Origin of the sequence: Bradyrhizobium monzae (assembly GCF_021458635.1) — a bacterium.
Lineage (GTDB): Bacteria > Pseudomonadota > Alphaproteobacteria > Rhizobiales > Xanthobacteraceae > Bradyrhizobium.
Genome location: NZ_JAIRDQ010000003.1, coordinates 532592 through 552170 on the forward strand (window position 1 = coordinate 532592; position 19579 = coordinate 552170).

Annotated in this window: 21 protein-coding genes; 7 read left to right on the forward strand and 14 right to left on the reverse strand. The window is 64.0% G+C overall.

The window, feature by feature from the left end:
- Positions 1-149 precede the first annotated feature (149 nt).
- Entirely contained in the window at positions 150-1046 is an 897-nt protein-coding gene (locus tag K3F49_RS16040; RefSeq protein WP_234681906.1) for an NAD(P)-dependent oxidoreductase, read from the forward strand.
- Here K3F49_RS16040 and K3F49_RS16045 read toward each other — a convergent pair.
- From K3F49_RS16045 to K3F49_RS16060, 4 genes are all read right to left on the reverse strand, one after another.
- The gene (locus tag K3F49_RS16045; protein ID WP_234681907.1) at positions 1031-2191 is read right to left on the reverse strand and encodes a winged helix-turn-helix domain-containing protein; all 1161 of its coding nucleotides are present in this window, start codon (positions 2189-2191) and stop codon (positions 1031-1033) included. The two genes, K3F49_RS16040 and K3F49_RS16045, sit on opposite strands and share 16 nt — an antisense overlap.
- A gap of 127 nt (positions 2192-2318) precedes the next feature.
- Positions 2319-2570 carry a hypothetical protein gene (locus tag K3F49_RS16050; protein ID WP_234681908.1) on the reverse strand — a complete coding sequence of 84 codons (252 nt, stop codon included), beginning with the start codon at positions 2568-2570 and terminating at the stop codon, positions 2319-2321.
- A gap of 121 nt (positions 2571-2691) precedes the next feature.
- Positions 2692-2937, reverse strand: coding sequence for a hypothetical protein (locus K3F49_RS16055; RefSeq protein WP_234681999.1), 246 nt, complete (start codon positions 2935-2937; stop codon positions 2692-2694).
- A 254-nt stretch (positions 2938-3191) separates the two neighbouring features.
- On the reverse strand, positions 3192-3860 hold the full coding sequence (locus K3F49_RS16060) for a peptidoglycan-binding domain-containing protein (RefSeq protein ID WP_346657323.1): 669 nt from the start codon (positions 3858-3860) through the stop codon (positions 3192-3194).
- 293 nt (positions 3861-4153) lie between these two features.
- Here K3F49_RS16060 and K3F49_RS16065 point away from each other — a divergent pair, with 293 nt between their 5' ends.
- Positions 4154-4795: an OmpA family protein gene (locus K3F49_RS16065; protein ID WP_234681909.1), complete on the forward strand. Its 642-nt coding sequence runs from the start codon at positions 4154-4156 to the stop codon at positions 4793-4795.
- Positions 4796-4871: 76 nt separating this feature from the next.
- On the opposite strand, the gene K3F49_RS16070 is transcribed toward K3F49_RS16065, so the two are convergent.
- The gene (locus tag K3F49_RS16070; RefSeq protein WP_234681910.1) at positions 4872-6134 is read right to left on the reverse strand and encodes a phospholipid carrier-dependent glycosyltransferase; all 1263 of its coding nucleotides are present in this window, start codon (positions 6132-6134) and stop codon (positions 4872-4874) included.
- Between the two features lie 205 nt (positions 6135-6339).
- On the opposite strand from K3F49_RS16070, the gene K3F49_RS16075 reads away from it, so the two are divergent.
- Both K3F49_RS16075 and K3F49_RS16080 read left to right on the forward strand, forming a co-directional pair.
- On the forward strand, positions 6340-7041 hold the full coding sequence (locus K3F49_RS16075) for a FecR family protein (protein WP_234681911.1): 702 nt from the start codon (positions 6340-6342) through the stop codon (positions 7039-7041).
- 2 nt (positions 7042-7043) lie between these two features.
- Entirely contained in the window at positions 7044-8156 is a 1113-nt protein-coding gene (locus K3F49_RS16080) for a hypothetical protein (protein WP_234681912.1), read from the forward strand.
- A gap of 137 nt (positions 8157-8293) precedes the next feature.
- Here the strand turns inward: K3F49_RS16080 and K3F49_RS16085 are convergent, their stop codons facing one another.
- The 3 genes from K3F49_RS16085 to K3F49_RS16095 form a co-directional block, all read right to left on the reverse strand.
- Positions 8294-8782 (reverse strand): VOC family protein, encoded by a 489-nt coding sequence (locus K3F49_RS16085; RefSeq protein WP_234681913.1) that lies wholly within the window; start codon positions 8780-8782, stop codon positions 8294-8296.
- A 27-nt stretch (positions 8783-8809) separates the two neighbouring features.
- Positions 8810-9238 carry a VOC family protein gene (locus K3F49_RS16090; RefSeq protein WP_234681914.1) on the reverse strand — a complete coding sequence of 143 codons (429 nt, stop codon included), beginning with the start codon at positions 9236-9238 and terminating at the stop codon, positions 8810-8812.
- A 129-nt stretch (positions 9239-9367) separates the two neighbouring features.
- Positions 9368-9883 (reverse strand): cupin domain-containing protein, encoded by a 516-nt coding sequence (locus K3F49_RS16095; RefSeq protein ID WP_234681915.1) that lies wholly within the window; start codon positions 9881-9883, stop codon positions 9368-9370.
- A gap of 127 nt (positions 9884-10010) precedes the next feature.
- On the opposite strand from K3F49_RS16095, the gene K3F49_RS16100 reads away from it, so the two are divergent.
- Positions 10011-10229 (forward strand): CsbD family protein, encoded by a 219-nt coding sequence (locus tag K3F49_RS16100; RefSeq protein ID WP_234681916.1) that lies wholly within the window; start codon positions 10011-10013, stop codon positions 10227-10229.
- Between the two features lie 56 nt (positions 10230-10285).
- Here K3F49_RS16100 and K3F49_RS16105 read toward each other — a convergent pair whose 3' ends face one another.
- The 5 genes from K3F49_RS16105 to ggt all read right to left on the reverse strand — a co-directional run bounded on the left by K3F49_RS16105 (position 10286) and on the right by ggt (position 16494).
- Positions 10286-10678, reverse strand: a complete 393-nt coding sequence (locus K3F49_RS16105) for an FKBP-type peptidyl-prolyl cis-trans isomerase (protein ID WP_234682000.1) — start codon at positions 10676-10678, stop codon at positions 10286-10288.
- Positions 10679-10810: 132 nt separating this feature from the next.
- Positions 10811-13102 (reverse strand): xanthine dehydrogenase family protein molybdopterin-binding subunit, encoded by a 2292-nt coding sequence (locus tag K3F49_RS16110; RefSeq protein ID WP_234681917.1) that lies wholly within the window; start codon positions 13100-13102, stop codon positions 10811-10813.
- Between the two features lie 2 nt (positions 13103-13104).
- The gene (locus tag K3F49_RS16115; protein WP_234681918.1) at positions 13105-14121 is read right to left on the reverse strand and encodes an FAD binding domain-containing protein; all 1017 of its coding nucleotides are present in this window, start codon (positions 14119-14121) and stop codon (positions 13105-13107) included.
- A gap of 4 nt (positions 14122-14125) precedes the next feature.
- Positions 14126-14740, reverse strand: coding sequence for a (2Fe-2S)-binding protein (locus tag K3F49_RS16120; RefSeq protein ID WP_234681919.1), 615 nt, complete (start codon positions 14738-14740; stop codon positions 14126-14128).
- A gap of 167 nt (positions 14741-14907) precedes the next feature.
- Entirely contained in the window at positions 14908-16494 is a 1587-nt protein-coding gene (gene ggt / locus K3F49_RS16125) for a gamma-glutamyltransferase (RefSeq protein WP_234681920.1), read from the reverse strand.
- A gap of 183 nt (positions 16495-16677) precedes the next feature.
- Between ggt and trhO the strand changes: the two genes are divergently transcribed.
- Entirely contained in the window at positions 16678-17445 is a 768-nt protein-coding gene (gene trhO, locus K3F49_RS16130; protein WP_234682001.1) for an oxygen-dependent tRNA uridine(34) hydroxylase TrhO, read from the forward strand.
- Positions 17435-17653, forward strand: coding sequence for a SlyX family protein (locus K3F49_RS16135; protein WP_234681921.1), 219 nt, complete (start codon positions 17435-17437; stop codon positions 17651-17653). Before trhO ends, K3F49_RS16135 begins: the two co-directional genes overlap by 11 nt.
- A gap of 6 nt (positions 17654-17659) precedes the next feature.
- On the opposite strand, the gene K3F49_RS16140 is transcribed toward K3F49_RS16135, so the two are convergent.
- Positions 17660-19561, reverse strand: coding sequence for a diguanylate cyclase domain-containing protein (locus tag K3F49_RS16140; protein WP_234681922.1), 1902 nt, complete (start codon positions 19559-19561; stop codon positions 17660-17662).
- Positions 19562-19579: the final 18 nt, after the last annotated feature.

The following is a 19579-nucleotide window of genomic DNA, read 5'->3' on the forward strand; positions in this document are numbered from 1 at the left end:
GCCTCAAAACTAGGCACACGTGTAACAAACGGTCTTCCACGATTACCCTCTTGATGAACCGGTTCATTGACTCCAGCGCCGGACTCGGCACAATGGAGAGCCGCATGAGGAGACCTCATCCTCTCGATCGGACGCATTGGAGAAGAGCCATGCCGCAGCCAAAGGTCGCCTTTGTTGGATTTGGCGAGGCCGCGCAATGCTTTGCAAAACATCTCGCGGCGCAGACCGGTGCGCCGATGGTCGCGTTCTGTCAGGGCAAGACGCATGCGCCGCCCTACTCGCAGGTCTTTCGCGCGATGGCGGCCGGTTGTGGCGTCACGCTGGTCGAGCGGCTTGACGATCTGTCGGACGCGGACGTGATCTTTTCCGCGGTCGTCGTTGCGGTCGCAGCCGAGACCGGCGAAGCGATATCCAGGATCGTACGTCCCGGCTGTCTCGTGGTGGACATCAACGCCGCGAGCCCGCGAACCAAAAGACGTGTCGCCGAAGCCGTCGAGGCGCGCGGCGGCGTGTTCGCGGACACGAATCTGATGGGTTCGGTCGACCTCTATGGCGCGGCGGTCGCGCTCTATACGTCCGGCAGCGGAGCCGAGCGCTTCGCAGACATTTTCAGGCCACTCGGTTTTCGCATCGAGGTAGCGGGTCCCGAAGCTGGAACAGCAGCGGCCGTGAAGATGCTGCGGAGCGTGGTGACGAAAGGCATGGAAGCGCTGCTGGTCGAAGCCCTGACCGCCGCAACGCTCGCCGGCGTGCGAGAGGAGACCATGCGCGGGCTTTGCGCGTCGATGGATGCCACCACGTTCAGCAAATTCCTGGACATGTGCGTCCGCTCCGACGTGCTGCATGCCGAGCGGCGCGCCGTGGAAATGGAAGGCGTGGCGGAGGGCCTGCGGGAATTGGGCTTCGATCCCCTGATGACGACCGCCACAACGGAGCGATTGAGAGTCTCCGCGCAACTCGGGTTACGGGAAGAATTTGCGCAACGCTCCGGCTATTCGGCCGACGAGGTGCTGGACCGATACGCTGACGCTCACTCCGCCAGCTGAAACCGCTCAAATCGACCAAGCTCTTCCTCGATCTTCCGCTTGAGCTCCTTGCGCCCCGCCGTCTTCTTGCCCTGCCCGAGCCAGGTCCATTTCTGCATCAACAGCTTCTTGGCCTGCCGGTCGGTCTTGAGGTCGAGCGCGGCAACGATCTCGTCGCCGACCAGCACGGGCAGCGCGAAATAGCCAAGCTTGCGCTTTGCCTTCGGCACATAGGCCTCGAACAGATGGTTGTAGCCGAAGATGAGATTGGTGCGCTTGCGCTGGATGATCAGCGGATCGAACGGCGACAGGATATGGACGAGATCTGGCGACACCTCATGCGGCTCCAGTGCCGCAGGCGTGCCCCAATGCTCCTGCTTGCCGGCGCCCTCGATCGCGACCGGCACGAGCTCGCCGCGGCGGACCCGCGCGGCGATCAGACCCGCCACCGCCTTCTTGCTCGGCGCGTCGAGATGGCAGATCGAATCGAGGCTGACGACGCCTTGCGAACGCAGCGCGCGGTCGAGCAGATAGGCCGTGATCTCCTTCGCTGACGCCGGCTTCGGCAGCTTGTCCCAGCCGAAATGCCGCGTCATCAGATCATAGGTCTTGAGCATGCCCTGGCGCGCGCTGACGGTCGCGACGCCGGTGTAGAAGGCAAGCTGAAGCGCCCGCTTCGAGGGTTTCCGGCTCTGCCACAGATGCTCCTTCTCGGTGAGCACGTCGTCCTCGATGTCGCGGATCGTCAGCGGGCCGGCCCGCAACAGCCGCATCACCTTGCGCGTGTCGGCCGGCGTCACCGAGGCATACCATCTGTGCCCCTCGCGCTTGTGCTCGCGCATCGCCGGCAGGAAGAAGCGAAACTCGTTCGACGGCACGTAGGACAGCGCATGGGTCCAGTATTCGAATACGCTTCTGTCGACACTCTGGGCATGCCGCAGGTCGGCCCGGCTGTAGGACGGGATACGGCTGAACAGGATGTGGTGATGGCAGCGCTCGATCACGTTGATGGTGTCGATCTGCACATAGCCGAGATGAGCGATCGCCTCCGCCACGGCCTGCGCGCCCTCGCCGAATGGCGCGCGCGTATCGAGCCGCTGGGCGCGCAGCCATATCTGCCGGGCCTGTGTCGTCGGAAGCGGAAGGGGTTTTAGGGCGCGGGACATTGCAAGAGGCAATGTAGCGGGATTCGCGCCAGGAAAAAGGGAGGCGGAGAAGATGTAAAGCCAGAACGGCCAAGGAAAAGCCGCGCTGCCATCTGCCGGCAGCGCGGCTGGATGGAGCGGCCGAAGCCTACTTCATCATCATGGCCTTCTGCGCCTTCATGTAGTGCATGCAGGCGCCCTTCATCTTGCCCATGCTCATGTCCGTGTTGGCCATGGCCATTTCCTTGTTCGCGGCCACCTTGGCCGGCGTGTCGGCGGTGCCGGTCATCATGGCCGTCGATTTCATCATGTTGTCGCCGGTGCATGCCATCATCGCGGATGCGGGCGAAACGGAAAGGGCGAACGCGACAAAGGCTGCGGCGGTGAGCAAGGTCTTCATCGAAAAGTCTCCTTGAGCAAAACGAAACCGGCGTCATGCCGGCATTCGCAATTACGTATTCTCCTGCGACAATGTTTCGCGGAGAAAAAAATTTCTTGCCGCAATGCGAAATGATGCGGCGTCAGCGGCCGTCCTTCGGCGCCCTGGGCCGGTCACTGATGCTGCCGGTGGCGACGTCGGGCTCGCAGGCGGCCCTGCCCCGCCCCTCCGCCTGGCAGCGATAGACACTGCCGGTGAGGCGGTCGACCAGCCACATGTTCTCGTCGGTTGGAGCTTCGAGACCGACATAGCGGGAGGTCAAGCCAGTAATCAGCGTCGAGAGCAGGATCGCCACCGCAATCATCGCCGCGCCGATATAGATGGGCATGGCGTTCAGAGACACAGTCCGATCCGGCGGGCCGTTGCGGTAGAATTGATAATCACTTGGCCTCGGCACGGGACGGAACTCAGCTCCCTCGTCTGCGATGTCTGATGGAGGGTGTCTGCTAGGCGCGCATCTGGCCAATTTCTTGTTCGCGAGCAGGCCATGCGGCGACGGCTTTGCGACGATCGATGTGCGCGAGTTTCCAAAGCAAAAGCGGCCCGGACCGGGCCGCTCCCTTTATCCTGCAGCTGACTGGATCAGTACCTGAACAGCCCGCCGATCACGTTGCCGAAGAGAGCGCCGCCTCCGGCTTCGCCACCGCCTCCGCTGTGATAGCGGCGGACATTGCTGCCTGAAGAGCGATGACGCACGGGCTCGTCGTCGGAGGCGTCAGCCGAGGCGACGCGGGTGGAGACGATCTCCGATTGCATGGCCTTGTGCTGGAGCTTGTTGAGATAGCCGGTAGCGGGATAGCCGCGCGCGGTCTGCCAGCGCTTGATCGCAGAGCGCGTCTCGTCGTCGAACTTGCCGCTCGCCTTGATGTCGAAGCCGAGGCCGGTGAGGCGGCGCTGCACGTCGCGGCGCTGGTCTTTGTCCAGATCGATCTGGTCTTCAGAGGCCTGGTCGGCGGCGTCCTTGATGGTCGAGGGGGCGGCGCCGGTTGTGGGATTGGGCGTCGTCGTTGTGGGGCGATTCTGGATCGCAGCGATGCGGGCCAGCGCCAGCGATTTGAAAGCGCCGTTCGGATATTTGGTTAGATAGGCGTTGAGCTCCTCAGCCCTGTTGTCCCTGATCGAGCGCCAGAACTCGAGCTCGACTTCGCCGGCCTGGGGGATGGACGCTGCAGCGGTTGCGTCAGCGGCCAACGCTACGTTGCTGGAGAAGACGAGAGCCGCGAGGGACACGGCCGCAATCAGGAAACGCATGGTCTTTCTCCCCAAGTCCGGAACCACCGATGGATGGACTCTGGGCTTTTCCACGAAACCTGAATGTGACTTGGATCACGCTAGGGGCGCGGCGGCTCGCGCTGGCGTCGAAAAGGGCACGACGGCTGCTGTTCGCCGGTCGCAGGTGCCGGGCCGAAACACCGCGAAAACCGGATGAAATGAGCTTGGGAGCCCCTGTCCACCAACGTGATGGGGAGCACGTCGGAGCCTTTGAACCTATCCTATGCTCGCAGCATCAAATCGCCATCAGGCGTTACAGCGAGGATAGGACAATGACCCATTTCAATAAGTTTTTTGGACTGAAGACGATCACGATCACGGCCGCGCTGTCGTTGACGGCGGGCCTGGCTTTCGCCGGCGACACCAGCGTCTCCACCAACCAGATCCTGGATGCGTTGAAGCCCAAGCCGATTACCCGCGGCCTGTCCGCCGGTCCGCAGGCCGATCCGACGGCGCAAGCCAAGGAAGCGACCTTCCTCAACACCGTGCGCAACCGCCAGACCCGTTCGCTCTCGATGGGCGAGCGCGATCAGATCGCCGAGCTCGCATCGACCAAGCCGACCATCGATCTGGAGATCCAGTTCGACTATAACTCGGCCGACATCGCCAAGACCTCGGTGCCGTCGGTGCAGGCGCTCGGCAAGGCGTTGTCCGATCCGTCGCTGAAAGGCTCGACCTTCGTGGTCGCCGGCCACACCGATGCGGTCGGCACCGAAGAGTACAATCAGGGCCTCTCGGAGCGTCGCGCCGACACCATCAAGAAGTACCTGGTGCAGAACTACGGCCTCAACAACGGCGATCTCGTCACCGTCGGCTATGGCAAGACCAAGCTGAAGGACACCGCCAACGGCGCCGACCCGATCAACCGTCGCGTCCAGGTCGTGAACATGGACACCAAGACCGCGTCCAAATGACCTGAGCAAGTGATCTGAGATGCAGTTGCAGCAATCGAAGCCGCCTGCCGCGAAACCGGCAGGCGGCTTTCTGTTGTCAGATCCAGCTCTGAAACAGCATCAGCCGGTTGAACATCTGCATCGACGTACCGATGAAAGCGGCTGAGATCGGCAGCATCACCACAAAACCGATCGCGGCTAGGCCGACATAGGCCCACAACAGCCAGCGCGGCAAGCCCTCGCTGCGCAGCCCATAGACGAGCGCGAGCGAGGCCGCGGTTGCGGCCGGCAGATAATAATAGATGAAGCCCAGCGTGCGCGGCAGCAGCGCCCAGGCGAGCCAGGGGCCGAAATAGAACGCCGCGATCAGGAAAGCATCCCAGCGACGCACGACGATGAAGTCGCGCAACACCACTGCGAGCGCGAGCAGCGCCGGCCATGCTACCAGCGGATTGCCGAGGAAAACGATGGCCGCGACGTTGTCTTCCGAGGTCTTGTCGAACAGAAACCAGACGGGCCGCGCCAGCAACGGCCAGGACGGCCACGAACTCATATAAGTATGGCCGGCGATTGCGGTGGTGGTGTTGTCGGCAAAGATGCGGCGCTGCGCCTCGATCAGATCGGGCAACGACACCCCGTAGAGCGGAACGAAGGCGGCGAGATAGGTCACGGCCGGCAACAGCGCGAAGCAGAGCGCGGCATGATGTGCTCTGAACTCTGGCCAGAGATCGGGACGATACCAGTCACCTGGCTTGGCGTCGGCAAACAGCGTGTGCCAGCCCTGCATCAGGCGGATCACCGCCACGATGACGATGCAGACACCGAGCGAAAACAGGCCGCTCCATTTGCAGGCGGCGGCGAGACCGAACAGCGCGCCCGCGAGTGCGAACAGCGCCTGCGGCCGCTCTCGTCGAAAGCCGTGCATGAAAGCGGCGATGGCGAGCAGACCGAAGCCGAGTGCGAAAATGTCGAGCATCGCAATGCGCGCCTGCACATAGAGCATCTGGTTGAACGCCGCGATCAGCGCTGCTGCGATCGCGGGCCCTTGCGATCCGAACAGCGCGAGCCCGCAGAGATAGATCGCGACGATCGCAAACGCGCCGAACAGCGTCGCCGGATAGCGCCAGCCCAGCGCGTTGTCGCCGAATGCTGCGATCGATGCCGCGATCAGCTCCTTCGCCAGCGGCGGATGCATCGGATTGAGCATCGGCCGCGACGGCGTGGAGCCCAGCATCTGCCGCGCAGCCGGCACGTAATGCACCTCGTCGAACACGAATTTTTCCGGCGTCATGAGCCCGATCAGCAGCGCGAGATGCGCAGCCAGGAAGATCGCGACAGCGATCACTGCGCTTCGCGACAATCCCGGAACCGCGTGTGCTTCACGCGACAGCTGTGGGGCTATTTTACGTGGCAAATGTGCGTCACCGCGAATAAAAAACAACTCAGCCGATCCATTGAACGCATTCCGCCGCAACTGTCACTAAGCTAACGCTCGTCTCGCGCCACTTGTGATAATTCTACCACAACATCGGCGTGCGCGATCGGGGACTTCGAACGGGTACGATATGAATTTTCGTTTTCTGCTTTTCCCTGCACTGCTGTCGGCTGCGCTGTTCGCTGCGACTTGCGCGCAGGCACAAACGCGCGTTGGCGAAGCCGTCCTGGTTCAGAACGAAGTGGTGCGCGTCGCTGCGACCACGTCGCCGATCAGCGTCGGCGATAGCATGATGCGCGACGAGACCGTGCGCACCGGCGCCGGCAGCGCAGCGCGTTTCGTGATGGCCGACAGCACCAATCTTTCCCTTGGACCGAGCGCCACGCTGAAGCTCGACCGCACCGTCTTCAACGACGAGCACAGCTATCGCGACGTCGCCATCCGCATGGCTACCGGCGCCTTCCGCTTCGTCACCGGACATTCGGAGAAGACCGCCTACAAGATCACGACGCCGCTCGCGACCATCGGTGTTCGCGGCACCACACTCGACATCCTGTCGCAGCGCGGCCGCTCGGTCGTCGTGCTTCAGGAGGGCGCCGCAAGCGTCTGTACGCTGAGCCTCCAGTGCATTCAGTTGACCCAGCCGGGCGATACTGCGGTCATCACTTCGACCGGCGGCAAGGTCTCCATCACCAAGACCAACACGCCGCCCTGGACTTTCGCCGCCAACTGCGCCGCGAATGCGGGGCTGTGCGCCGTCAACCAGTATGCCGACGCCTCGCCGACCATCACTCCCGCCGTCCATGACGACGGCATGCTGTGCGGGCGCTGACGATGGCGCAGCTCGGCTTCAAGCGGCTTGTCCCGGCCGGCGCATTGGCTGCGGGCGCGGCGCTTGCATTATTTGCTTTCAACACTCGTCCGGCCTCAGCCGCAAGTACCTGCGAGTTCGAATGCGGCGAGCCGAACCCCTATCCGTCACCAAGCCCCTACCCGTCGCCGAGCCCGTCTCCATCGCCCAGCCCGTCGCCATCGCCGAGCCCGACTCCGACCGGCTCCGATTCCAGCGGCAACTCGGTCAACGGCCTCGCCAACCAGCGCTTCAACCAGATGATCACCAACCGCGTGCTCGGTACGGTGCTGCTTGGCGTCAACGAACAGGTCAATTGCAGCGACTGCATCAGCGCATTCGGCTCGGCCGGCTCGTTTTCTGCCGGCATCCACGGCCGCAAGGAGCTGACCTCCAATCTCTCGCTGCTCGCCGGCCTCGCCTACACGCAATACAGCGAGGGCGGCTACAACATCACCAGCGCACCGATCGGGGCCTTTGCACTGCGCTACGACTTCACCGATTGGGGCTCGTCGCGTCCGTTCTTCGACGTCGGCACGATCCTGACTCCGTGGGAGAAGGCGCGCTACACCCGCAGCTACGACACCAGCCTCGGCCCGGTGAGTGTGACCAGCTCGACCAACGCCGCGAACTACGCGGTCTATGGTCGCGCCGGCTGGATGAGCCGAGTGTCACCGCGCGACGAGGTCGCGGCCTCCGTCGAGGTCTGGCAGCTCTGGCAGCGCGTATCGGGTTATGCGGACAACACGGTCGCGTTCAATCCGTTCGACGCCAGCATTGCGACCGGCACCGACCGCACCAGCCTGGTCAAGATCGGCGGCCAGTGGACCCATCTCTTCGCCGGCAACATCGAGACCAACGTCAACGGCGGCTGGGTGCAGTCGTTCGCCAGCCACAGCGGCATCGTCGCCACCGTGGCCGGCAACGGCACGGTGGTGCCGACGATGGGCAACCAGGGCTGGTTCGAATATGGCGGCCGCCTCGGCTTCCGCGCGCAGAAGGGCTGGATCGTGGACCTCTTCGCCAACGGCACACTGGGCCCGCAGCCGGTCGGCAACACGATCCATGGCGGCGTAGGGCTGAGGATCAATTATTAGCGGGTCAATCTAGGCTGGATCTCGTAGGGTGGGCAAAGCGGAAGCGTGCCCACCAACTCTCGCAATCGTGGACTGATGGTGGGCACGGCGCTATTGCGCCTTTGCCCACCCTACGGCACTACGAGGCCCCGCAATCGTCACGCCGCCGACTTCCCTTCAAACGCGCGCCGCAGCACCTCGACATCGAGCTTCACCATTTTCATCATGGCCTGCATTGCGCGTGCGGCGGCAGCCTTGTCGGGGCTCGACAGGAAATCGAACATCACCTTCGGCACCACCTGCCAGGCAACGCCCCACCGATCTCTGAGCCAGCCACACTGCTCTTCCTTGCCGCCATGGGCGAGGAATGCGTTCCAGACGCTGTCCACCTGCGCCTGGTCATCGCAATGGATCATCAGCGACAGGGCGTGCGTGTACTCCATCTTCATACCGCCGTTGAGCGCGACCAGCGGCTGGCCGGCCACCGTGAACTCGACGACGAGCACGGAGCCGTCCTTGCCGGACGGGCCGTCCGAAACGTTGTGCTGGACGTTGGTGATCGCCGAATTCGGAACGAGCGAGACGTAGAAATTGGCGGCCTCCACGGCATCGCCATTGAACCACATGCAGGGCACGAGCTTGGACATTCGCAACTGCTCCTCTTCAGCTTTCGATCAGGCATTCGCCATGGCGGGCTTCGGGGGGACCGCTGCCATGTCCAGCCAGTTCACACCCCACATGTGACCATCCGGATCCTCGAAGCTGCGGCCGTACATGAAGCTGTCGTCATCAATCGGGCTCGGATCGGCCACCCCGCCCGCAGCCTCGGCTTTGCGGACGATATCGTCGACCTCGTTCCGACTGTCGGCCGAGATACAGAACAGCGCCTGGTTCGAGGTCCTCGCGTCCGCAATCGGCTTCGGAGTGAAGTGACGGAATTTCTCGTGGGTCGTCAGCATCACGTAGATGGTCTCGGAAAAGACCATGCAGCTCGCCGTGTCGTCACTGAATTGCGGGTTCCGGGTGGCGCCGATCGCCTCATAAAAGGCGGTCGCGCGCTTGAGGTCAGTCACCGGCAGATTGAGGAAAATCATCCTGGGCATCGGAAGCTCCTTGGGCGGGGTTCTGCCCAAGGACGGATGGCCGAGCCGCCATCCGACACAGCTTCCGAAGTATTTTCCGACCGCCCGCTGCGGGGTTCTGTCGCACCGAACCTCGCGCGGCCTTCAGCCTTACTTCTTCTCGTTCGGATCCCGGTGGACGGGATCGATCCAGAGCACGGTCTCGGGCTTCTCGACCGGCTCGATATCGAGGTTGATCGCAACCGCCTCGCCGTCGCTGCGGACCAGCACGCATTCCAGCACCTCGTCGCGGCTGGCGTTGATCTCCTGGTGCGGCACGTAGGGCGGCACGAAAATGAAATCGCCGGGGCCGGCCTCGGCGGTGAATTGCAGGCTCTCGCCCCAGCGCATCCGCGCCTTGCCCTTCACCACATAGATGACACTTTCGAGATGGCCGTGGTGATGCGCGCCGGTCTTGGCGTCGGGCTTGATGCTGACGGTGCCCGCCCACAATTTCTGCGCGCCGACGCGTGCGAAATTGATGGCGGCCGCACGATCCATGCCTGCCGTCGACGGCACATTGGTATCGAGCTGGTTGCCGGGAATGACGCGCACGCCGTCATGTTTCCAGCGATCATCGTGATGATCGTGGTCATGGTGGGAATGCGAATGATCATGGCCGGTCATGGGACTTGCTTTCTGTTGGTTCCGTGCGCGGCAAGCTAACCAAAGCCGGACCGTCAAGCCATACCAAAATCGGAACCCTCATAGCCGCCCCGCGTTGTTATTCCGAGCAATCTGCAAGGAGAGTTTCATGGGTAGCACGACCGACAAGATCAAAGGCAACGCCAACGAAGCCATCGGCAAGGCCAAGCAGGGTATCGGTGAAGCCACCGGTTCCGAGCGCCTGCAGGGCGAAGGCGTGGTCCAGGAGGTGAAGGGCAAAGGCCAGAAGGCCATGGGCGACGCCAAGGACGCCGCGAAGGATGCAATCGATCGCGCCGCTGCGGCGGCACGTCGCGCGGCTGAGTAGCGCGCCAGACCAAAAGCGAAAAGACCGGCCGAAAGGCCGGTCTTTTTATTTGCCGCTCACTTCACCGCGAGCAATTCCACATCGAACATCAGCGTCGCGTTCGGCGGGATCACGCCGCCGGCGCCGCGCGCGCCGTAGCCGAGCTGCGCCGGGATGATCAGCGTGCGCTTGCCGCCAACTTTCATCGTGGCAACGCCCTCGTCCCAGCCGGCGATGACGCGGCCCTTGCCGATCGGGAATTCGAACGGCTCGTTGCGATCGACGGACGAGTCGAATTTCTTGCCCTTCTGGCCATTCTCATAGAGCCAGCCGGTATAATGCATCACGCAAATCTGGCCGGGCTTCGGCGACGCGCCGGTGCCGACGACGCTGTCGATAGTCTGCAAGCCTGAAGCTGTGGTCATGGGTTTTCCTGCGGTCTGGGCCGATGCCGTGGTGGAGACGAATATCGACACGCTGGCGATCACAGTGATCGCGAGGGCCGACATGATGGCGAGGAGTGCGCGCTGAAAACGCTGCATAGAACACCTTCCGTTTGAGGCGGAAGGTGTCTAGCGCAACGAGGATACGGTTTCCACCCCTCAGACCTCGATATTTTCCAGCCTTACAGGCAGCTTGCGGATGCGCTGGCCCGTAGCGTGATAGATCGCATTGCAGATCGCGGCATTGGTGCCGACATTGGCAAGCTCGCCGAGGCCCTTTGCACCGGCCGGGTTGATATGATCGTCCTGCTCGGAGAGCAGAATGACCTCGACGCCCGGCACGTCCGCATTTACGGGTACGAGATAGTCGGCGAAATTGTCGTTGACGTAGCGCGCGGTGCGCTGGTCGATCTCAGTGGCCTCCAGCAAGGCCGACGACATGCCCCAGATCAAGCCACCCATCAGCTGGCTGCGGGCCGTGCGCGGATTCATGATGCGGCCGGCCGCAAAGGCGCCGACCAGCCGTGGCGCGCGGATTTCGTGCGTGAAGCGATTAATCCTGACCTCGACGAACTCCGCACCAAAAGCGTAGGCGATCTTGTCCTTCATGGACGCACCGCCGACGAGCCGCGCGTGGCCAGCATGCATGGCGCGCAACGAATCCATCGGAGCGCCTTCCGGCTTCCACTCGCCATATTCCTCAATCAGGCCCGTACCCAGCGCGTCGAATGCCTTTTCAAGATCGATCGCTTCGCTGCTCTTCGCCGCTTTGGTCGCCGGCGTCTGGCCCAGGCCAATGGTCTCTTTGGCCTTGTCGGTCAGGCTTTTGTTCGGCATCACTGCCTTGAGGAGGCGCTGGCGGACCTGGTCGCACACCATCATCACCGCCGAACAGGTGCTGGCCGTGGAGTTAGATCCCCCGGCGACGGGTCCCGGCGGAAGGTCGCTGTCGCCAACAAACACCGCGACTTTCTCCAGGGGCACACCAAGCCGCTCGGCTGCCGTCTGCGCCAGAATCGTATAGGCACCGGTGCCGATCTCATGGCCGGCGATCTCGACGCGGGTGCGGCCGTCGCGCTGGAGGCGCACACGCGCCGCTGCAGGAGCCATCTGCGTCGGATAACAGGTTGCCGCGCAGCCATAGCCGATCAGCCAGTCGCCATCGGACATCGATTTCGGCGCCGCCGAGCGCTGCGCCCAGCCGAAGGCCTTGGCGGCCTCGTCGAAGCACGCCATCAGCGACCGCGATGTGTAGGGCTTCCCTCCGATCGGCTCATTGGTGGTGTCGTTGATGCGACGGAGTTCGACCGGATCCATGTTGAGCTTCACGGCCAGTTCGTCCATCGCGCTCTCCAGCGCGAACAGATACGGCACCTCCGGCGGCGAGCGCATGAAGCCCGGCGTGTTTCGGTCCGCGCGCACGATCGATACCAGGCTGTCGACATTTGGACAGGCATAGAGCCGCGTCGTTGTCTTGGTGCCGCCGACGCAATAGGGGTCGGCGCGCGAGGACACTTCGGCGCCCTCATGCCTGAGGGCGACCAGCTTGCCGTCACGGCTGGCGCCGAGCTTGATCTCGTGGCGCGTTTCGGCGCGATAGGTTGCAATGGTAAAACCCTGGTCGCGGGTCGGCACCAGCTTGATCGGCCGGTTCAGCCGCTTGGCGATGCCGGCGATGATCGCCGTCCGCGGCGTCATCGAACCGCGCGAGCCAAAGCCGCCGCCGACGTAGGGATTGACCACCCTCACCTTGTCGGCGTCGATGCCGAGCTGCTCGGCCACGCCATTCTTCAACCCGTAGACATATTGGCTGGGTTCATAGATGACGAGGTTGTCGCCCATCCAGGCACAGCTCGTTGAAAACAGCTCCATCGGATTGTGGTGCTGCGTCGGCGTGTCGTAGGAAGCAGTGAGCTTGACCTCGGCCTCGTTAAACCCCTTGGCGAAATCGCCAACCTTTGGGTCTTCCTTGAACTGGGAACTCTGTCCCTTCGCAGCTGCCGTCGTCGTGCCCGGCGAGTCGAAGGTCGCACTTGGTGTGGCAGCCGCGTAGCTGACCTTGACGCGGTTGGCTGCCTCGCGCGCGGCCTCGTAGCTCTCTGCAATGACCACCGCAATGATCTCGCCGTCATGCGAGATGTCGGCCGACTTCAACGGCTGAATCGTGGTGCCCGCATAGCCGCCATTGCTGAACAGCTTCGACTCCTTCAGCTTCGGCGCGTTCTCGTGCGTAACTATGTCGATCACGCCGCGGACGCGGTTGGCACCGGCCAGATCAAAGCCGTCGATGCGGCCCCTGGCAATCGCGCTGGTGACCAGGAACGCATAAGCCGGATTGTCCAGCGGCATGTCGGACCCGTAGGTCGCACGCCCAGTCACCTTTACTACCGCATCATAGCGCGGCACGGGCCGACCCATATTCGCCTTCGGCTCGGGAGCAGCTGCGGTCATGGTCAGATCTCCATCGTTACAGCCTGCTGCAGCGCGCGCGCCACCACGCGCTTGCCGAGCGCGATCTTGAAACTGTTGTGCTGACGCCCCTTGGCGTCGGCGAATGCGGCGTCCGCGGCGCGCTGCGCCAGACCGTCATCGAACTTCTGGCCCTTGAGCAGCGCCTCCGTCTCGCGCGCGCGCCAGGGCACTGTGGCGACGCCTCCCAACGCGATACGCGCATCCCTGATCGTGCCGTCCTGCACGTCGAGCGCGACCGCAGCGGAGGACAGCGCGAATTCATAGGATTGTCGGTCGCGCGCCTTCAAGTAAACGGAGCGCGGCCAGCGGCCCGGAATGACGAAAGCGGAAATGAGCTCGCCCGATTGAAGCGTCGTCTCGATCTCGGGCGTGCTGCCGGGCGCCTTGTGCAGCTCCGCAAACGGGAGGCGGCGGATGCCGGATCTGCCGGTGACCTCGACCGTGGCGTCCAGCGCGATCAGCGCCTGGGCAAAATCGCCGGGATAGGTCGCGATGCACTGGTCGGAGGTGCCGAGTACCGCGTGCATGCGGTTGACGCCATCCATCGCGGCACAGCCCGAGCCAGGACTGCGTTTGTTGCAATTCCGGTAGGAGACATCGCGAAAATAGCTGCAGCGGGTCCGCTGCATCACATTGCCGCCAAGCGTCGCCATGTTGCGCAGCTGGGCGCTGGCGGCGAGCTTCAGCGAATTGGCGATGACCGGGTAGTGGCGCTGAATCTCGTCGTGGGCGGCGACATCAGACATTTTTGCCAGCGCGCCGAGGCGCAGGTTCTCACCACCCGGATCGATCGCTGACCAGCGTTGATCGAGCGGATTGATGTCGACGATCGCGGCGGGCCGCATCACGTCGAGCTTCATCAAATCGATCAGCGTGGTGCCGCCGGCGAGCGGCTGCGCGTTGGCCTGCGTCAGCGGGCTGTTGGCGGTTGCGGCGGCGCTGAGCGCCTGCACGGCCATGTCAGGGTCTGTCGCCCTTTGATATGAAAATGGTCGCATGGGCCTAGCCTTTCATGATCTCGGGGGCGGCCTGCTTCACGGCGGCGACGATGTTCGGATAGGCGGCGCAGCGGCAGATGTTGCCGCTCATGTACTCACGGATATCGGCATCGGTGCCGGCGTGTCCCTCTTTCACGCAGGCAATCGCCGACATGATCTGGCCGGGCGTGCAATAGCCGCACTGGAACGCATCATTATCGACGAAGGCCTGCTGCATCGGGTGCAGCTGGTCGTTGGTGGCGAGCCCTTCGACGGTCGTGATCTCCTGACCTTCGGCCGAGAGCGCGAGCGTCAGGCACGACACCACGCGGCGGTCGCCGATCAGCACCGTGCAGGCGCCGCACTGGCCGTGATCGCAACCCTTCTTGCTGCCGGTGAGCTTGAGACGTTCGCGCAACGCATCCAGCACCGTGGTGCGCGCGTCGAGGCTCAGGCGCATGTCCCTGCCGTTCACCCGCAGCGTGACGTCAACGGGAAGCGCCGGATCCTGCGCCAGCGGCGCCCGCGCATCCTGCGCGGCGGCGCGTGCGGCAAGGGGAACAAGCGCGCTGCCTGCGGCACCTGCCATGAAGGCGCGCCGATCAAATCCTGATGGACGGGAACTTGAATGGTCGGACATGGACGGGCCTCCGCCGCTTCGAAAGAAAAGCAGCGCACGCCTGCGCCGCTCACCGCCCACCAACTTGGGACCATGAGCTCCGTTCCGAACAGAAAAGGGCGACGCAGCCGATGCCGCGTCGCCCTCCGTCAATTTTTCCTGATCCTGGCGCGAGGAACCTCGCGCGATCAATAGCCGAGCGCGCAGCCGTCCTTGCGCGGATCGGAACCGCCGGTGAGCGTGCCCTTGTCCCAGTCGATCCAGATCGCCTGGGCGCCGCCGAGCGGGCCAACGACGCTGGTGGTCCTGTGACCGAGCTTCTTGAGGCCCTCGACGATATCAGCCGGTACACTGTCCTCGAGCTGGTACTGGCCCTCGTAGTGCAGGCCGCGCGGCATATCGATCGCCTCCTGCACGTCGCAGCCGTAGTCGAGGATGTTGGTCAGGAGATGGGTCTGGCCGGTCGGCTGGTACTGTCCGCCCATCACCGCGAACGACATCGTGGAACGGCCGCCCTTGGTGAGCAGACCGGGCATGATCGTGTGCAGCGGACGTTTGCCACCCTCGATGCAGTTGGGATGCCCCGGCTGGATGCGGAAGCCGCCGGCGCGATTCTGGAACAGCACACCGGTCTGGTTCGAGACGATGGCCGATCCGAAGGAATGTGCGACCGAGTTGATGAACGAGCAGACGTTGCGGTCCTTGTCCACCACCGTGATGTAGATGGTCGAGGGATTCATCGGCGGCGCCACATTCGGCAGGTCGAGCAGGCCGTCCATGCGGATCTTGCTGATGTAATCGTCGGCAAAGCCCTTCGCGAGCATCTCGGCGACGTTGATCTTCATGTGCTCGGGAGAGGCGACGTGCATCTCGCGGTTCATGTAGGCGATGCGCGCGGCTTCGGCCTCGAGATGGAAGCGCTCGACGCTGAGCGGCGCGTACTTGGTCAGGTCGAAGCGCGACAGGATGTTGAGCATCAGCAGTGCGGTAACGCCAGGACCGTTCGGCGGGCACTGCCAGACGTCGTAGCCCTTGTAGGTGGTGCCGATCGGCGTCGTCGTCTCGGTGGTGTGTGCGGCGAAATCGTCGAGCGTGTGCAGGCCGCCGATGCCGCGCAGGGTCTCGACCATGTCGTCGGCGATCGCACCCTTGTAGAAGGCGTCGCGGCCGTCCTTGGCGATGGCGCGCAGCGTCTTGCCGAGCTCGGCCTGACGGATCACGTCGCCGGCGACCGGCGGCTTGCCGCCCGGCAGCAGGTAGCGCACGGTGTTGGTGCCGCCCTTCAGCTTCTCGAACTGGTTCTTCCAGTCGAACGCGATGCGGGGGGCGACGACGTAGCCTTCCTCGGCCGCCTTGATCGCGGGCTGCAGCAGCCGGTCGAAACCGAACTTGCCGTGGTCGCGCAGCACGGTCGCGAAACAGTCGATCACGCCCGGGATCGAGACCGCATGGGCCGAGGTCAGCGGCACGGAATTGATCTTGCGCTCGAGATACCAGTCCGCGTTGGCCGCCTTCGGCGCCCGGCCGGAGCCGTTGTAGGCGACGATCTTGCCCTCACCGCGCGGCTGGATCAGCGCAAAGCAATCGCCGCCGATGCCGGTCGATTGCGGCTCGATCACGCCGAGCACGGCAGAACCCGCCACCGCCGCGTCTACGGCCGTGCCGCCCTCGCGCAGCACCTCGATCGCGGCGAGAGACGCCTGCGGATGCGAGGTCGCGACCATCGCGTTGGTGGCGTGGACCGTGGACCTGCCGGGGAAATGGAAGTTTCTCATCGAAGTTTTGCTCTCTCAGGGCCGTAGGACGCGTGCCGGGCCATCTCGGAAAATCCGGGCCTTCATGACACATTCCGGGCCACCCGGGCAATGCTGGCATACCAGGGAAATGGCAGCCATTCGCTGGGAATAGAGCTGTCGGTTGCGGGTTTTCTGGGCGCCGGCCGCCTGCTAAACGAGCGCATGATTTACAAGGTTTGTGCCTTCTACCAATTCGCCGCCCTGCCCGATTACCGCGAGCTGCGCGAGCCGCTGCGCGCGTTCTGCGCCGGGCTGGCACTGAAGGGCAGCGTGCTGCTGGCCCACGAAGGCATCAACGGCACGATCGCAGGCGCACCCGAGGCGATCGACGCCTTCGCCCACGAGCTCGCGCATGGGGCAATGTTCGGCGGCCGGCTGAACAATCTCGAACTGAAATGCTCGTCCGCCGAGGCGATGCCGTTCGGCCGGCTCAAGGTGCGGCTGAAGAAGGAGATCGTCACGCTTGGCGATGCGGCCGCCGATCCGACCCGGCAGGTCGGCACCTATGTCGAGGCCGCCGCATGGAACGCGCTGATCGCCTCACCCGACACGCTGGTGCTCGACACCCGAAACGCCTTCGAGGTGGCGATGGGCACGTTCGAGGGCGCTGTCGATCCCCGAATCAAGAGCTTTGGCCAGTTCAAGGATTTCGCCGCCGAGAAGCTCGACCCCGCGAAGCACCGACGCATCGCCATGTTCTGCACCGGCGGCATCCGCTGCGAGAAGGCGAGCGCGCATCTGCTGGCCCGCGGCTTTGCCGAGGTCTATCACCTCAAGGGCGGCATTCTGAAATATCTGGAAGAGGTGCCGGAGGCGCAGAGCCGCTGGCGCGGCGAATGTTTTGTGTTCGACGAACGCGTGGCGCTCGGCCATGGATTGCGCGAACGGGGCCTGCACGAACAAGAATTGGGGCACGGTCGTGACGAATGACATCAAGGCGCTCGCCGAGCGCATCGACACGCTGGAGACGCGTCTTGCCTATCAGGACGACACCATCGAGACGCTGAACCAAACCGTCACCGCGCAGTGGAAGCAGATCGATGTGCTGACGCGGCAGCTGGCGCAGCTCAACGAGCGACTGCAGGAGGCCGAGGCAAATGCGCCGGGCCCCACCAATGAGCGTCCGCCGCATTATTGAGTGATATTACTGACCAGCCGCCTTCAGCAGGTTCATCACCTCGCCTGACATCATCAGCCGATCGCGGCCGGCATCCTTGGCGGCGTAGAGCGCGCGATCAGCGGACTCGATCAGCGATCCCGCACCCGCAGTGCGCTCGAATGAGGGCCGGCAGGCCGCGCCGCCGATCGAGACGGTGACGCATGCCGCCACCCCACTGGAGGCATGAACGAGGCCTGCATCGTGGACGGCGCTGCGGATCCGCTCGCCGATCCGGGCACAGCCGGCGGCATCGGTGTTCGGCAGCAGCATGGCGAATTCCTCGCCGCCATAGCGGGCCGCGAGATCCCCGACCCGCTGCATCTCGGCCGCGATGATTTTGGCGACCACGCGCAAGCAGGCGTCGCCGGAGGGATGGCCGTACTCGTCGTTGTAGGACTTGAAGTGATCGACGTCGATCATCAGGAGGCCGAGGCTGGAGCGGTCGCGATAGGCCCGCGCCCATTCCTCCTTGAGCCGCTCATCGAAGCGGCGGCGGTTGGCAAGCCCGGTGAGGCTGTCCTCGATCGCGAGCGTTTCGAGCCGGGTCTCCAGCTTCTTCTGCTCGGTGATGTCGCGCGAGATCGCGACCACACCGTCGACATTGCCGTTATCCTTGCGCGTGACGCGCATGGTCGATTCCAGCCAGACCTCGGACTTCTGCCGGTGCACGTTGCGATAGGTGACGCGCGCTTCGTCCGTATCGCCGCGCTTCATGGCGTCGACGATGGCCTGCACCTGCGGCCGGTCCTCCGGATGGATTCCGGCAAGCGCATCGGTACCGATGAGCTGATTGGGTCGCCAGCCGACGACGCGGTTGCATGACGGCGAGACGTAGCGCAGCCGCTCGTCGAGCCCGATGCGCGTGACCATGTCGCTGGAGCCTTCCGCGAGCAGGCGGAAATGCGCCTCCTTCTCGATCAGGGCCGCGGCCATGCGCTGGCCGCGCTGCAACTGGCGCACCAGCACCGCACCGATCACCGCGATCAGCATCACCAGCGCGACCACGTACAGCATGCGGGAAATCGCAGCAGCCCGCCACGGCGCGAGCAGCTCGTCCTTGTCGACCGTTGCGAGCAGCACGAGCGGGTAGCGGCCAGAGCGCTTGAAAAAGCTGACGCGCTCGGCGCCGTCCAGCGGCGACTTGAAATGATAGGCGCCGTTCGGCCGTTGCAGGCTGGCGTCGCGGAACAGGGGGGTGTCGCCGACATTGCGGCCGACGAACTTCTCGTTGTTCGGGTTGCGCGCGATGATCATGCCGTCGCCGTACATCAGCGTCACGGAGCTGTTGCGGCCGATCTCGAACTGCTCGTAGAAGTGCGACAGATATCTAGAGGCGATGGCCGCGAGCACCACGCCGCCGAAGCTGCCGTCGGGCTTGTTGAAGCGGCGCGACAGGGTGACAACCCATTCGCCGTCGACGAGGCTCTTCACGGGACGGCCGACATAGGCCTCGCGCTTGGGCGAGAGCTGGTGGTGACGGAAGAACGTGTCGTCGCTGAGCGTCGAGGCGATCGCGCCCGGCGAGGTCAGCCAGTTACCCTGGTCGTCGATGATGGCGAGGCTGTGGACGCGCTCCATCGCCTTCTTGCGCGCCTCCAGGAGGTTGCGCAGCTTCGCGATCGTGGCGGGATCGGCGCCATCCATCTCCAGCCGGCTGACGACGCCGACGACGCCGGAGTCGAGCAGATCAAGGCTGTCCTCGGCATGCTGAGTCAACGAGCGGGCGACGTTTGCCATCTCGGTTTCGGCGCCCTTGAGCACCGCGTCCCGCGCGGCCCATTCACGCCAGCCGCTGACGCCGAGGATCGCCACGCAAGTGAGCACGACAAAAGCCGCTGCGCGCAACGGCAAGCGGCTCCATCCGGCTCTCTGTGAGGCGACGTTCATGCGGCAGAAATCTCCGAT

What these genes read in the sequence shown, in the direction of transcription:
- K3F49_RS16040 (WP_234681906.1), top strand. Translation starts at nt 150, where the DNA reads ATGCCGCAGCCAAAGGTCGCCTTTGTTGGATTTGGCGAGGCCGCGCAA.
- K3F49_RS16045 (WP_234681907.1), bottom strand. Translation starts at nt 2,191, where the DNA reads ATGTCCCGCGCCCTAAAACCCCTTCCGCTTCCGACGACACAGGCCCGG.
- K3F49_RS16050 (WP_234681908.1), bottom strand. Translation starts at nt 2,570, where the DNA reads ATGAAGACCTTGCTCACCGCCGCAGCCTTTGTCGCGTTCGCCCTTTCC.
- K3F49_RS16055 (WP_234681999.1), bottom strand. Translation starts at nt 2,937, where the DNA reads ATGCCCATCTATATCGGCGCGGCGATGATTGCGGTGGCGATCCTGCTC.
- K3F49_RS16060 (WP_346657323.1), bottom strand. Translation starts at nt 3,860, where the DNA reads ATGCGTTTCCTGATTGCGGCCGTGTCCCTCGCGGCTCTCGTCTTCTCC.
- K3F49_RS16065 (WP_234681909.1), top strand. Translation starts at nt 4,154, where the DNA reads ATGACCCATTTCAATAAGTTTTTTGGACTGAAGACGATCACGATCACG.
- K3F49_RS16075 (WP_234681911.1), top strand. Translation starts at nt 6,340, where the DNA reads ATGAATTTTCGTTTTCTGCTTTTCCCTGCACTGCTGTCGGCTGCGCTG.
- K3F49_RS16080 (WP_234681912.1), top strand. Translation starts at nt 7,044, where the DNA reads ATGGCGCAGCTCGGCTTCAAGCGGCTTGTCCCGGCCGGCGCATTGGCT.
- K3F49_RS16085 (WP_234681913.1), bottom strand. Translation starts at nt 8,782, where the DNA reads ATGTCCAAGCTCGTGCCCTGCATGTGGTTCAATGGCGATGCCGTGGAG.
- K3F49_RS16090 (WP_234681914.1), bottom strand. Translation starts at nt 9,238, where the DNA reads ATGCCCAGGATGATTTTCCTCAATCTGCCGGTGACTGACCTCAAGCGC.
- K3F49_RS16095 (WP_234681915.1), bottom strand. Translation starts at nt 9,883, where the DNA reads ATGACCGGCCATGATCATTCGCATTCCCACCATGACCACGATCATCAC.
- K3F49_RS16100 (WP_234681916.1), top strand. Translation starts at nt 10,011, where the DNA reads ATGGGTAGCACGACCGACAAGATCAAAGGCAACGCCAACGAAGCCATC.
- K3F49_RS16110 (WP_234681917.1), bottom strand. Translation starts at nt 13,102, where the DNA reads ATGACCGCAGCTGCTCCCGAGCCGAAGGCGAATATGGGTCGGCCCGTG.
- K3F49_RS16115 (WP_234681918.1), bottom strand. Translation starts at nt 14,121, where the DNA reads ATGCGACCATTTTCATATCAAAGGGCGACAGACCCTGACATGGCCGTG.
- K3F49_RS16120 (WP_234681919.1), bottom strand. Translation starts at nt 14,740, where the DNA reads ATGTCCGACCATTCAAGTTCCCGTCCATCAGGATTTGATCGGCGCGCC.
- ggt (WP_234681920.1), bottom strand. Translation starts at nt 16,494, where the DNA reads ATGAGAAACTTCCATTTCCCCGGCAGGTCCACGGTCCACGCCACCAAC.
- trhO (WP_234682001.1), top strand. Translation starts at nt 16,678, where the DNA reads ATGATTTACAAGGTTTGTGCCTTCTACCAATTCGCCGCCCTGCCCGAT.
- K3F49_RS16140 (WP_234681922.1), bottom strand. Translation starts at nt 19,561, where the DNA reads ATGAACGTCGCCTCACAGAGAGCCGGATGGAGCCGCTTGCCGTTGCGC.